This is a genomic window from Arenibacter flavimaris, assembly GCF_030291335.1.
GTDB lineage: Bacteria > Bacteroidota > Bacteroidia > Flavobacteriales > Flavobacteriaceae > Arenibacter.
This window is the reverse complement of record NZ_JASWIM010000045.1, coordinates 22,785-35,581: the sequence shown is the minus strand read 5'-3', so window position 1 is coordinate 35,581 and position 12,797 is coordinate 22,785. Positions and strand designations below refer to the sequence as shown.

At 41.0% G+C, this 12,797-nt stretch carries 12 protein-coding genes; 6 read left to right on the top strand and 6 right to left on the bottom strand.

Annotation, left to right across the window (positions count from 1 at the left end; translation table 11 throughout):
* Positions 1–169: 169 nt before the first annotated feature.
* Entirely contained in the window at positions 170–1,297 is a 1,128-nt protein-coding gene (gene xerA, locus QSE00_RS22750) for a site-specific tyrosine recombinase/integron integrase (RefSeq protein WP_286107639.1), read from the bottom strand.
* Between the two features lie 64 nt (positions 1,298–1,361).
* Here xerA and QSE00_RS22745 point away from each other — a divergent pair, with 64 nt between their 5' ends.
* On the top strand, positions 1,362–1,745 hold the full coding sequence (locus QSE00_RS22745) for a hypothetical protein (RefSeq protein WP_110358362.1): 384 nt from the start codon (positions 1,362–1,364) through the stop codon (positions 1,743–1,745).
* A gap of 15 nt (positions 1,746–1,760) precedes the next feature.
* Here the strand turns inward: QSE00_RS22745 and QSE00_RS22740 are convergent, their stop codons facing one another.
* From QSE00_RS22740 to QSE00_RS22730, 3 genes are all read right to left on the bottom strand, one after another.
* Positions 1,761–2,609: a hypothetical protein gene (locus QSE00_RS22740; RefSeq protein ID WP_286107638.1), complete on the bottom strand. Its 849-nt coding sequence runs from the start codon at positions 2,607–2,609 to the stop codon at positions 1,761–1,763.
* Positions 2,610–2,712: 103 nt separating this feature from the next.
* Positions 2,713–3,675 carry a bifunctional Delta(1)-pyrroline-2-carboxylate/Delta(1)-piperideine-2-carboxylate reductase gene (gene lhpI / locus QSE00_RS22735; protein WP_286107637.1) on the bottom strand — a complete coding sequence of 321 codons (963 nt, stop codon included), beginning with the start codon at positions 3,673–3,675 and terminating at the stop codon, positions 2,713–2,715.
* A 336-nt stretch (positions 3,676–4,011) separates the two neighbouring features.
* Positions 4,012–4,167 carry a hypothetical protein gene (locus QSE00_RS22730; protein ID WP_286107636.1) on the bottom strand — a complete coding sequence of 52 codons (156 nt, stop codon included), beginning with the start codon at positions 4,165–4,167 and terminating at the stop codon, positions 4,012–4,014.
* Positions 4,168–4,329: 162 nt separating this feature from the next.
* Here QSE00_RS22730 and QSE00_RS22725 point away from each other — a divergent pair, with 162 nt between their 5' ends.
* Positions 4,330–6,138, top strand: coding sequence for a c-type cytochrome (locus tag QSE00_RS22725; RefSeq protein ID WP_286107635.1), 1,809 nt, complete (start codon positions 4,330–4,332; stop codon positions 6,136–6,138).
* A gap of 221 nt (positions 6,139–6,359) precedes the next feature.
* Positions 6,360–8,618, top strand: a complete 2,259-nt coding sequence (locus tag QSE00_RS22720) for a ligand-binding sensor domain-containing protein (RefSeq protein WP_286107634.1) — start codon at positions 6,360–6,362, stop codon at positions 8,616–8,618.
* Between the two features lie 99 nt (positions 8,619–8,717).
* Here the strand turns inward: QSE00_RS22720 and QSE00_RS22715 are convergent, their stop codons facing one another.
* Positions 8,718–9,395, bottom strand: coding sequence for a LytR/AlgR family response regulator transcription factor (locus tag QSE00_RS22715; protein WP_110358367.1), 678 nt, complete (start codon positions 9,393–9,395; stop codon positions 8,718–8,720).
* Positions 9,382–10,413, bottom strand: coding sequence for a sensor histidine kinase (locus QSE00_RS22710; RefSeq protein ID WP_286107633.1), 1,032 nt, complete (start codon positions 10,411–10,413; stop codon positions 9,382–9,384). The genes QSE00_RS22715 and QSE00_RS22710 overlap by 14 nt, the downstream gene beginning before the upstream one ends.
* A 191-nt stretch (positions 10,414–10,604) precedes the next feature.
* Here QSE00_RS22710 and QSE00_RS22705 point away from each other — a divergent pair, with 191 nt between their 5' ends.
* From QSE00_RS22705 to QSE00_RS22695, 3 genes are all read left to right on the top strand, one after another.
* Entirely contained in the window at positions 10,605–10,895 is a 291-nt protein-coding gene (locus QSE00_RS22705) for an EF-hand domain-containing protein (RefSeq protein ID WP_110358369.1), read from the top strand.
* A gap of 34 nt (positions 10,896–10,929) precedes the next feature.
* Entirely contained in the window at positions 10,930–11,934 is a 1,005-nt protein-coding gene (locus QSE00_RS22700; protein ID WP_286107632.1) for a YHYH protein, read from the top strand.
* A 69-nt stretch (positions 11,935–12,003) separates the two neighbouring features.
* Positions 12,004–12,666 carry a hypothetical protein gene (locus QSE00_RS22695; RefSeq protein WP_286107631.1) on the top strand — a complete coding sequence of 221 codons (663 nt, stop codon included), beginning with the start codon at positions 12,004–12,006 and terminating at the stop codon, positions 12,664–12,666.
* Positions 12,667–12,797 lie beyond the last annotated feature (131 nt).

Below are 12,797 nucleotides of genomic sequence, written 5' to 3'. Positions count from 1 at the left end.
GTACTTTTTGCCAGTTCGGTGCAGGATTGCACACTTTTTTTTGATACATAAATTTTAGATTTAGATTAATCCATATAATTTACGAAATCTAGCTGAAAAGGTTACCGAAGGTTTAGTTCAACAATTGTATATAGTCACTAGTGTGTATATTCCTATTTTGTCTACACCACTAATCTAGTGGATTTTTTATATTTTTAAAAGTATTTGTTGCTACATGGGTATATATTTCCGTCGTCTTGCTGGATCCATGTCCCAACAGCACTTGTATTTGTCTGAGATCCACCCCAGACTCCAATAGATGGGTGGCGAAACTATGTCGTAAAACATGTGGGGTCACGGATTGTTTTATTTTAGCTTTTAATGCTGCCTCTTTAACAATTTTAAGTACACTTTGAGCACTGTACCTACCGCCTCTCTGGCCTTCGAACAAATATTCGCGAGGCTTCCATTCCCTAAAATATAAACGCAGATCTTCCAAAACAGTCTGTGATAAAAGGGTATGTCGGTCTTTATTGCCTTTCGAACCCTGTACTCTGATCAACATACGTTTACTGTCTACATCTTCCAGTTTTAGGTTTAACAATTCGCTGCGACGGAGACCTGAACTGTACAACAGGCTTATGATACATCTATGCTTTAGGTTATTGGTGTTTTCAATAATGGAAAGTACTTCTTCTTTCGAAATCACTGTGGGAAGTTTAAATTCCCTCCTAGGTCGCTCAATCTCATAGAATCGATTGGGCATTCCCAGCACTACCTCATAGTAGAATTTTATGGCATTAATGGCCTGATTTAAATAGGAATTGGAAACATTTTTTTGTACTAGTTTTTGAAGAAATGCCCGTATGTCACTTTCATCGATGGCGTTCAGGTTTTTTTCCTTGTAATGATTGATGAAAAGTTCAAAAAAATGCACATAAGTACGAACCGTGTTATTGGCATATTTTTTTAATTCCAGTTTTAGTAGATATTCTTCCGGACAGAACCTGTATTCGGGGATGGGTTTTCTTTTTCTGAACCACTCTACATCAACACATTCATTGCCCGTATTTAGCGGTTTATTGGATAGGAACCTGTTGTAATTGATCCAGACGACTCCTCTAAAAGTGTTGAAAATGATACCAAGATTGTCCTTGGTGTTGGGAATATAGGCCATATTATACTGTTCGCTCCATTTGGGGTTGGGAAGACTTTTTATCAACCCCTGTATAAGCTTGTCTGGAGAAAACTTAATGCCTATCATCTTTTGATCGTGGATCATAAGATGGTAAAGCGTTATGGATTTAAAGGGATTCATGTAGCAAGTTTAATTAAAAAACAAAATTTAAATCGTATATTATGTGTATAATATATGCGTACAAATGGATAATGAGAGAAGATGTCCTGTCTGCAGTATTTTGGTAAAAGGACGGTCCGATAAGATATTTTGCTCCACCAAATGCAGGTCCATAAACCAATATGAAAATCGACAGCAAACCGAAGCTTTTTACCTGAAGGTGGATAGGCAATTGAAAATAAATAGGAAACTTCTTAAGAAATATAACAGATCGGGCTATACTACTATTAGAAGATCCGAACTTATGGAAGAAGGTTTCGATCCAAAATTTTTCACCCATTATTGGAAGAACCAAAAAGGAGACGTCTACCTCTTTGTTTATGAATATGGTTTTTTGAAATTGACGGATAAGGGTAAAGACAAGTATGTCCTGGTAATTTGGCAGGATTATATGAATACAACCCAATAATATTTGGAATTGAATTTACTGCCGATCTTCTATCAAAGGGTAGGATGGTTTCTCCATTACTCCTTCATCACTGAATAAAGAATATCTGTCAACATCTTGAAGAACAGTTGTTATAAGTTGGACCTTATTATTGATCAAGGCGCTGTCCTGAACCAAACGGATACCATGGCTGTAGTCGGCATATGTTTCGCTGTGACCCGCATAAACGGGTTGGATGGGAGTTCCATTTTGGTAATGCCAGCCATAAATAACAACCGGCGGGGACGGATTTTTATAGATTTTGTTCGAGATAATAACATCCTTTTTATGTCCCGCCACCAAAACACCCATAGGAGCCTGATCAAGGGCTTTCTTCCTTTGCCTTTTTAATAATATATTATGTTCCCACATTACAGGAATTGTTGTCATTTGTGGACTGGGAGGAATGGGCGACGGGGGCAATTTTAATGAAGCGTTGCTCCATATTTGATCTACCATCTGCTTGGTAGGAAGGGTGAAACCAATGGCCTTTGCTATTCTCTGGGCCAATATAGGGGTCATTGGTGTTAGGAAATAATCGGTATCGGAGCCAATAGCCAAATAATCCGGCAGTACAAAATAGGTAACTATATAAGTTGAATCCTTTAGGCCTCTAGAAAATGAAATGGGACTCAGCTCACGTAAAAAATTAGGTACATTTCCGTTCAAAATTTGTCGGTAAATTTGCTTTTCCCTGTTCTCCACGCTCAAGGTTTCAATCTGATATTTAAAAGCGCTGCCCGAAATGGCATCACTGCTACGAGCAGGAAGGGGTAACTTTTGGGCTTTCAATAAGCCCGAAAGTGCCAATGCTAAAAATAGGATCGTAAAGGTTAACTTGTTCATTGCCGTTTTTACGAAGGTAGTTTTTTGAATTTTTTAATATCAAAAACGGACATACTTTACAAATTTGTTAGGCATTGCATTTAGCCAATGCATGCTTATAACTTTATGGTTTGTTTTGGTACATGTTGTAATAATAGGTGGCGGCGGCTAAATCTTCCAAGGCATGTCCAACCGACTTAAACATTGTAATTTCCCTATCGTTCCTCCTACCGTGTTTTTTTTGGGAAGTGAGCTCAAATAAATCGGCCTTAATGTCCGCCTCTTTCAAAACCCCACTTTTTAATGGTATAACGATGTCCCCACTTTCTTTTAAGCCACCTTGATAAGTATCTATATATACTTCCGCCTTGTTAATTGTTTCGTCATCAGCCTCCCGCATATCTACCTTATAGGCTCCTACCAAATCCACATGTTGTCCAGGTTTTAGATATTTCCCCAAAACAAGGGGTGTTTTGGACAAAGTGGCCGAGGATATAATATCTACTTCAGAAATTTTATCCTCAATGTCTTTTATAGGTTGGATATGGAAGGGTGCATTTTGTAGCTTTTCGCAAATATCCATCGCCCTGGCATAATCCCTACCCCAGACATACACCGTTTTTAATGGGCGTACACTGGCATGGGCAAATATTAAATTGGGGGCAAGGGCACCCGTGCCAATCATTAATAGGGAACTGGAATTTGCCCTGGATAAGTATTGTGATGCCAAAGCAGAGGCTGCGGCCGTTCTCTTTACAGTTAAGCTCTTGGCCTCCAGAATCCCAAGGATGCTGCCTTTTAAGGCATCCAAATAAATATACGTCCCTTGAATGGCCGGGAGGTTAAACTGACCATTTTTGGGGCTCACAGTGGCAATCTTTACCCCAGCCTGTTTTCCAGGGTTCCAAGCAGGCATCAATAACAAGGTTGAATCCTCTTTTACTTCAGGATTGGGAAAATCGTGATGATGTCTCATGGGCACTATGGTGTCCTGGTCCATAAATGCAGCCTTTAGCACATTGACGAGGCTGGAAAAATTTGTGTTTTTCTCTATAAAACTAGCGGGAATTTGGGTTATTTTATCCATACGGACAAAGTTATAAAAATAACGGATAATTTAGGTCGGTTTTAAATTGCCATACCTGCCATTGGATTGGTCAAGGATGCTTCCGGGAGTATACAGATATAAGCCTTCATTTGCAAGTGGACCAAATTTTGGGAGGTAAGAGAGGCAACAATGGTTCAGGATAAATTGTGAGCTGGAAAGATGAAGATATAGGCTGTTCCTGGGCCGGTTATAAAGGCCTTGCCTGCCCTTTTGGATAATCCCCTAAATGCCTTTTCGGTATGCAGGCCGATAAACTTTTAATGGGAGATGTTTTGCCTCAAAGGAACTCGGTCTTACGCTCAATTAAATGGCCGCTTATGTTATTTTATTGAGCAAACCTATTTGGTTAAAAAGAATACTCCTTGTGAAAATAGCAAGGGATACAGAACTTTCCTTGCAATCCACTGGATCGGTAAGCATTTTAAGTTGTTCGAATCCAAAATTGCCATCATCCGCTAAAAATAATTTCAAGCCACTTAATTATTTAAACAAATTTGATTAGCTTAGGAGGAGTTGTTCGATTTGGGAATCAGCTATTTATGTCAAAAAAAAAGATTTCATGTGCGCTTAGTTTAAGCAAAAATGGATACATCTAACGTCATCCAATCCTTAGTATATTAATTATTCCCAAAAATGGATTTAAATTTTTCGGTACCGAATAGGAAATATAAAGAAATGGAAGTTCTCCTTCGCTTAAAAAGCATTTTGCTTATGTTGCTGTTTTCGGGCGTTTTGATGCAATGTACAAAGAAGCTGCCACCAGGAGATCCTGATAATGGGGGATTGGTGCTTCCGGAAGGTTTTGAGGCCGTTGTGGTGGTGGACAGTATAGGACCTGCCCGGCATCTTGCGGTAAATGACAACGGTGATGTATATATAAAAATGCGATTTGCCCATGAAGAAGGTGAAAATATGGGTCTGCGCGATACCGATAATGATGGAAAAGTAGACCAAATGGAACGGTTTGGGGTGTTTGATCAACGTGGGTATTATGCCACCGGGATGCGGATCTATAAGGATTATTTATATTACAGTACGGCCAGTACGGTATATAGACAAAAACTTACTAGGGGTAAGTTGATACCGGAAAGTGAACCGGAAATCATGCTCACGGATAACTATCAAGATTCCCCTTATGGCTATTCCCATATCGCCAAACCTCTAACTTTTGATCGGAATGGTCATATGTATGTTCCCTTCGGCTCCCCCGGAGATGTTTGCCAATCAAAGGAACGGAATAGAATGCCCGGAGCACCTGGGCAGGACCCTTGTCCAGAATTGGAATGGCATGCCGGTATATGGCAGTTCGACGCCAATAAGCCCGGCCAGACACAAAAGGGCGGATACCGTTATGCAACTGGAATTAGAAGTGTTGTGGGAATGGATTGGAACCATTACGATGATACCTTGTATGCACTGCAGCATGGAAGGGACAATATGAACCGTAACTGGCCCGAGTATTACTCCCCATGGCAAAGTGCCATGCTTCCCTCCGAGGAATTTCTTAAAGTAAAGGATGGGGCCAATGCCGGGTGGCCGTATTATTACTATGATCATATGCAGGGCAAAAAATTACTCAATCCGGAATATGGGGGAGATGGTAAAAAAGAGGGCAACGGGGCAGAATACGAGCAGCCAATTATTGGTTTTCCCGGACATTGGGCCCCCAATGACCTACATTTCTATCGGGGAGATCAATTCCCTGAGCATTATAAAAATGGCGCCTTTATAGCCTTTCATGGATCCACCATTAGAGCTCCTTTTCCTCAAGCGGGCTACTTTATTGGTTTTGTCCCATTTAAAAATGGGCAAGCTGGCGAATGGGAAGTTTTTGCCGATGGCTTTACACAGGTCGATAAAATAGTTGATACCGACGATGCAGGGTACAGGCCAATGGGTATTGCCATGGGGCCGGATGGTTCATTGTATATAAGCGAAAGTGAACATGGAAAAATTTGGAGGGTAATGTACAAAGGGGACAAGAAAAATTTTGGTAGGGACCAACTTGTTCAAATGGAAGGACTCAAAAATTTACCACATATAAAAACACCCGATGAAATTAAGGATGACCTTACACCGCTTAGGGCCGAGGCAGGAGCAATATTGTATAATAAATACTGTGGATCCTGTCACATGGCAAATGGGATGGGAGATGGCAGCAGGTTTCCGCCTATCGCCGGTTCCGAATGGGTCAAAGGGGACCAGGAAAGACTTATAGATGTTGTGTTGAGTGGCTTAAGTGGGCCTATTGAGGTGAATGGCAAGTCCTTTGACGGGGTAATGCCGGCAGTAGACTACTTGGAAGACGAAGAAATAGCCCAGATCCTCACCTATATTAGGAAGGAATTCGGAGATAATGCCGCTCCCGTGGGGTCCTACTACGTTAAACGAGGCCGATACTATGCAAGAAAGAAAAAGGAGGTTTTAAAGAGCGGAATTTAATTGTCTTTATAAATGTTGCCCAGTCTGTGGGGTGATTTTTAAAGGGGGGAGTTCCAATGTCTGTTTCAATCCTATTTTATTATTCCTTTACTAGTGAACAAGTTTTGCATAGGTTGTATGGTCATCCATATTTGGTATTCGTTTTGGAAGGTTTAAATTGATTCTGGCATATATCCTTAGCTTAGATTAACTTTAACGGCCAAACCCGTCAGCCAATTAATATGAACAAAGCCATTTTCTTTCTTTTTTTTATTCCCATTTTGACCTTTTCCCAAAACAAAAGTATAGGGCACAAACCAAGTGTAAACCTGGGCACTACTTATGTGGATAAACCATTTGTCCAGGAATATCATGAGGCCTTTATGGTTGCCGACAACAGTGAAGGCCCCAACAATGTTAGGGCCATACAGCCCCAAATGGATGGAAGTGTCTGGATTGCTACCAAAAGTGGGATTTATCAAAAGGAAGATGGTTCCAGGGAATGGAAGATTGTCATTGCCGGGGATAACCAAGGTCCGGCCTATGACGTAGAGATTGATAAAGATCAAAATGTTTGGATGGCCACTTGGAACGGAGTTTATAGGAGTGGGACTGGCGACATCCAGAAAATGGAAGGTCCCAAGCCACCTATTGCCAAACTGGTATCCACAAAAGAGGGTGTATATGCCTTGGGGCCTTATGGAATATGGTTGTACCAAGATAGGAAATGGTCAAAAAAGGATTATAGTACTGCAAGTAGTATTCGGACCGTGCTGTCTGACCATAATGGCGGACTTTGGATAGGTACGGACGTGGGTCTATACCACTGTAACGCCGAAAAAACAACGGCATATCAGGGAAACGAGGATTTGATCAGTGCTTATGTTAGGGGAATGGATTTTGACCAAAAGGGAAATTTGTGGATAGGTGGTTTGGGAGGGGTATCCATTAGGAATAAAATCGAAAAAATTGGTGAAAAAAGGCCGGAAGATGGGATTGTCAATGCCAATGTAACTACGGTCGCAAAAGGGCCTGATGGGAAGATGTGGGTGGGAACCCAATATGGAATTACAAGATTTGTCCCTGGAGAAAAGGAGTATTCCGTTCGATTGGGCAGACGTTGGTTGGTATCCAACGAGGTTAGGGATATCGCTTTCGATCAGCAGGGAAATGCATGGGTCGCTACGGCCAATGGAGTAAGTGCCATAAAGAACAGACAGATGACACTTGAAGATAAGGCCGACTTTTTTTATGATAAACTGATACGGCGCCATGTAAGGGAACCATGGATTATAGCCCGATCCAAATTGGTGGTTCCAGGTGATACCACCACCATTCAACCGGAGGATGACGATAATGACGGGGAGTTTACCTCCAATTATCTGGCCATGGAATCCTTTAGGTATGCAACCACCCAAAATCCAGAGGCAAGATTACGGGCCAAAAAAGCCTTTGATTTCTTACATTTTTTAAGGGAAGTAACCGGTGTTGATGGCTTTTTCGCAAGAACCATAATTCCGGCCACATGGGAGAAATCCCATGATATGAACCGCACTTACACCGATCGTGAACTGGCCGATGAAATAATTGATAATCCAAGGCAAAAACCAGTAGAAAAACGTTGGCATGTTTCCAAGGACGGCAAATGGAAATGGAAGGGCGATACCAGTAGCGATGAGATCTCAGGGCATTTATTCGGCTATTATTGTTATTATAACCTAGTGGCCGATGCCAAGGAAAAAAAACGGATAGCAGATCATTTTAGCAAAATTATGGACCATCTAATAAAAAACGACTTTAATTTGGTAGATGTGGATGGAACCCATACCAAATGGGGCGTATGGTCCCCGGACATTCTGAACCACAATCCCGATTGGGCGCCCGAAAGGGCCTTGAACTCATTGGAGTTGTTGGCTTTTTTGAAGTTTGCCCATCACATTACCCAAAAGGACAGGTATCAAAAGGAATATTTGAAGTTGATAGAGGAAGAGGGGTATTTGGACAATGCAAAAACCTTGCACAATACCAATCCTTCCTGGGAGACCTATTTTGATATCTTTTTATCGCTGTATATGTATCCAACCCTAATTAACTATGAAGAGGATCCGGTATTGAAAAGGGAGTATCAGGCCCATTTGGAGCAATGGTTCAACAAACATAAAAGGGCAAAGAGCCCTATGATCAATTTTACATATAATCTTCTAACAGGAGGTTCCGATGAGTTGGATAGCTCCATAGGTTTCCTAAAAGACGCTCCTTTGGACTTGGTAGACTGGAATATTGACAATGCAAAACGGGAAGACCTTAAGGTAGTTCGGCAACCTATACTTGAGGAGCTGCAGACGGCTTTGCGCCCACCAAGCGAGTACCGAACCATGCGATGGGATCAAAACCCTTATGTGGCCGATAGCGGCGATCCGGCCCAGGAAAAAGAACCTGTTTATTGGTTGCTGCCCTACTGGATGGGCCGGTATTTAAACTTGATATCGGCGCAAAAGTAAATCTTTGGCTTATCTCAAGAATACTTTTTGTGCATGATAATTGTACGCAAATTACTGCATCAAATACTGCCATTTTTGGTTTTATGTAATGGAAAGTGCTTAAAAGAGATTGTTTTTTACCAGTTCAAAATAGCTGGCGCTTACCGGAATGGCCACCTTGTCAATTAATAGATCCCTTCCTTTCAGGGCACTCACCTTTTTCTTGTTTACGATAAAGGAGCGGTGCACCCTCATGAACAGTTCCGTAGGCAGTTTTTTCTCCAAAGCCGTAAGGCTCTGATTGCTCATAATTTTACCCTCTGTGGTATGATAAATGGCATATTCGCTATCACTTTCAATATAAAGAATGGAACCATACCTCAGTTTATGCAGGTCATAGCCCGATTTAACGATTATTGAATCCACTGTGGCTTCCTGGTGGGAGTCGATCTTTATTTTGTTGACAGCCTTTAAAAAGCGTTCAAATGTAATAGGCTTTAAGAGATAATCTATGGCATTTAGTTCAAAACCTTCCAAGGCATATTCCGAGTATGCCGTTGTAAAGATGACCTGAGTTGACGGCGGAATCATTTTTGCAAACTCTGTACCTTTAATTTCGGGCATTTGGATGTCCAGTAGCAGCAGATCTATTTTTTGCTCCTTAAGCACTCTCATGGCGTCCAAGGGATTTTCAAAATCGGCCACCAATTCCAAAAAATTCACTTTTGCAATATAGGTTTTGAGGAGGCTTCGTGCCAATTCTTCGTCGTCTACAATTAAACATTTAATGGTTCCCATTCAGATCTATGTGCAGTTGAACTTTAAAAGTAGTTAATTCTTTTTGGATCTTTAAGGTATGCTTTTTTGGATATAGTATTTCCAATCTTTTCTTTACATTTTCCAAGCCTATTCCCCCAATGTTGTCTTTTTGCATTGGTACTTTGGGGATACTGTTTTCAATTTCAAAATTGATGTTTTTATCGTCGGAGAAGATACTTATTTTTAAAAAAGAATCTGTTATCTTTTCCAAATTACCATGTTTTAGGGCATTTTCAACAAAGGGAATGAATAGCATGGGGGCTACCTTGACAGCATCGTTTTTTATTTGAAATTCGGTTTGTATGGGATAGGTTTTACTGCTTTTTAAGACGTACATGGCCAAATAGTCCTTTATATAATCGACCTCTTTTCCAAGGGGTACAAAAGCTTGTTCACACTCGTACAAAACATAACGCAGCATATTGGACAAGGTACTGATACCTTGTTGGGTCTTGTCCGAATTGGTAACCGAAAGCGCATAAATATTGTTTAGTGAATTGAACAAAAAATGTGGGTTGATCTGTGACTTCAGTAGTTTTAATTCAGTTTGCAAATTTTCATTCTTGTTCCTAATATTCTCTTCTTCCTTCTTTTGGGCAAACAAAAATGTCTCCACAAAAGTAGCTAGTACATAGGCAATGGACAGGACCAGGAAATGGATTAAAAATTGGGGGGGTGCCTTGGGCCGCACTCCAGGTGGTGGTCCTGCTATATGGGTTGGCCGGCCACCAAGAATTCCCACAAGAGTTTCTGAAACCAGGGCTGAACACAATACAATTACAGTTATGGAAATGATGACAAATAGAATATATTTCTTTTTGAATAAAAGGGCCGGAGCGGTATAATAGATCAATACGGCAATAACTACACATTGCAATACAAATGGAAGTGTATTCCGTTGAAGGAAAAGTACATCATCGGTCATGAGCAACCATGCCATCAGCCATACACTAAGCCATAGCAAGATGTGAAAGAGAAATCGTTTTGTTCTGTCCATGCTACAAATTAAAGGAATTAATTTTCATCACAATGCAAAAATAGGCCCTCCTGGCCCTCCATTATTTATAGTTCACCGTTCGTAACACTTTATTCGCTTAAAACCTGCGTTGGTTCACAGAAAGAAGCCATTTGGTATTCAACCATGGGCCATCTTTGTAGTCGAAATAGTGAATTCTAAAAACAATAACAATGAAAAAAATGATAGTAAAATCGGCAGTATTAACAGCAATGGTAACCGTGTTTTTTAGCGCGAATGTTAACGCACAACAACCTCAGGGCGGACAGGGGCAAAAAGAGCCGCCATCCGTTGATGAAATTTTTGGGCAAATGGATAAGGACGAGGACGGTAAACTTTCCAAAAAGGAAATAAAAGGCCCTCTAAAAAATGATTTTGCAAAAATAGACACCGATGAAGATGGCTACATCACCAAGGAAGAACTGGAAAAAGCTCCCAAGCCCAAAGGAAGGAAACGCGACTAGGATATGCCCCAAATTGTAAAATTCTAAAACAAAAATGATGAAAAACCTAATTCCACTTTTATTTGTTTGCACCGTGCTTTTCATTTCCTGCAATAGTTGCAGTAACGATAGTGCTGATATTGTTGACGGAACCAAGGATGGCGATACCGCAGATGAGACCAAGGTTGTAGATGTTGATGCATCCCTCTTTCTAACAAGTAATGGATCCGTTTCCGTTACTACGGTCCCCTGTACACTTTCCGATGGTACGTCTACCGACTGCTATCAGATTGTGGCTAACAGTACCCCCGCGGACCATGAAATGGGACCATGGTGTCCGGATAATATTTCTGATGCTGCGGATAAGGGTGGAATATGGCTTGAAAATGGTGAAGTCTATGATGTTGACGGCGCCTTTATTGAAAATATGGCCAATTTCTATAACGATAGTACCTGGAAAATGTACGACGCCAATGGGGACATATATACCACTGAAACGGAAGATGATTGCGCCAATGCCGCCAACCCTAATGTAGGGGAGGAGTACGAAAATTTTTGTGTGGAATGTTTACCCTCCTATGTTACGGATTTAACCCAGAAGTATTTAATTCCAATTACGCCTGTTAAACAATCGACGTCTACGGATTTTGGCGGATTCGGCCCTCCGGGGATGGGCGGGAACGGACCTTCCCAAAGAGGCGTGGCTTTTAATGGGGTTGTTTTTGATGCCCCGGCACCTACAGACGCCATTTTAGGGGCCTATACCTTGGCACCCTTTGATGACGCAGGTGGGCATATAAATTTAAATGCAGGGTATCATTACCATGCCGCTACCGGAGTATCTACCCAATTGGCACAAGATGATGGGCATTCGGCTATGATAGGATATGCCATGGATGGCTTTGGCCTTTATGCCCAATTGGATGCCAATGGGGAGGAACCTACGGATCTGGATGACTGTAGGGGACATTCGGACGAAACAAGGGGCTATCACTATCATGTAGCGGCACCCGGATCAAATAGCTTTATTAATTGTTTAAATGGGGCTTACGCCAATTAATATTAATTGAGAAGGATCAAAACTAAGTTGTTTGTTTTAGACTTGATTCCTTATATAAAAGATAGGATTATGTACAGAAGGATTTCCATCATTTGTTTACTATTTATGGCAATGGCGGTTAAGGCCCATCAGGCAGATCTATCCACTACAATGCTGGTGGAAAAACCGGACAATAGTTGGGTGTTGCAGATTAGTGCCTCCCTAACCGCTTTTCAGCATGAAATACGCACCCATTTTTCCGAAACACCTTATGAAACTCCAGATGAGTTTCGGCAAATGGTATTGGAACACATTAAAAACAATCTCCATATCAGTTTCAATGGAGGTGGGGATATTTCTTTCAGTAATGGAGTGGTTATACTAGGTCATGAAACCAAAGTGGTATTCGAGGTCTTCGGAATACCTTCGGAAATAAATTCGGTATTGGTTAAAAATAGCGCCTTTAAGGACATCCATAGAAATCAGACTGCCTTATTTCTTTTTAAGGATGGTTTTGGCAAAGAACAATTTCTTTTAAATGAAGCCAATGATCATACCTTGGCATTAGAGGTTGGCGGAAATAAATTTGTGGAGGCGGGCCATTATGAGGCAAGTTTATTTTCGTCCAATATAGGGATAATTTTATGGGGTGTTTCCGCTATAGTTGTTCTAGGTGTAAGTGTTTTGGGGGTAGGATTTTTATTCAAGAAATTCAAAAGCCGAAAAGAAATTCCTTTGACTATAGTTCGCTGATTTTTTTCGCTGGACAAACCCTCCGTTCACTTAAAGGTCAAGGGTGCATATGGATTTGGAAATTTTGATGTTTCCCAATAATCGAGCTTTGTTGCAACATAAGTTCAAAATAAACTAAAATCGTTTTAAAA

What these genes read in the sequence shown, in the direction of transcription:
- xerA (WP_286107639.1), bottom strand. Translation starts at nt 1,297, where the DNA reads ATGAATCCCTTTAAATCCATAACGCTTTACCATCTTATGATCCACGAT.
- QSE00_RS22745 (WP_110358362.1), top strand. Translation starts at nt 1,362, where the DNA reads ATGGATAATGAGAGAAGATGTCCTGTCTGCAGTATTTTGGTAAAAGGA.
- QSE00_RS22740 (WP_286107638.1), bottom strand. Translation starts at nt 2,609, where the DNA reads ATGAACAAGTTAACCTTTACGATCCTATTTTTAGCATTGGCACTTTCG.
- lhpI (WP_286107637.1), bottom strand. Translation starts at nt 3,675, where the DNA reads ATGGATAAAATAACCCAAATTCCCGCTAGTTTTATAGAGAAAAACACA.
- QSE00_RS22725 (WP_286107635.1), top strand. Translation starts at nt 4,330, where the DNA reads ATGGATTTAAATTTTTCGGTACCGAATAGGAAATATAAAGAAATGGAA.
- QSE00_RS22720 (WP_286107634.1), top strand. Translation starts at nt 6,360, where the DNA reads ATGAACAAAGCCATTTTCTTTCTTTTTTTTATTCCCATTTTGACCTTT.
- QSE00_RS22715 (WP_110358367.1), bottom strand. Translation starts at nt 9,395, where the DNA reads ATGGGAACCATTAAATGTTTAATTGTAGACGACGAAGAATTGGCACGA.
- QSE00_RS22710 (WP_286107633.1), bottom strand. Translation starts at nt 10,413, where the DNA reads ATGGACAGAACAAAACGATTTCTCTTTCACATCTTGCTATGGCTTAGT.
- QSE00_RS22705 (WP_110358369.1), top strand. Translation starts at nt 10,605, where the DNA reads ATGAAAAAAATGATAGTAAAATCGGCAGTATTAACAGCAATGGTAACC.
- QSE00_RS22700 (WP_286107632.1), top strand. Translation starts at nt 10,930, where the DNA reads ATGATGAAAAACCTAATTCCACTTTTATTTGTTTGCACCGTGCTTTTC.
- QSE00_RS22695 (WP_286107631.1), top strand. Translation starts at nt 12,004, where the DNA reads ATGTACAGAAGGATTTCCATCATTTGTTTACTATTTATGGCAATGGCG.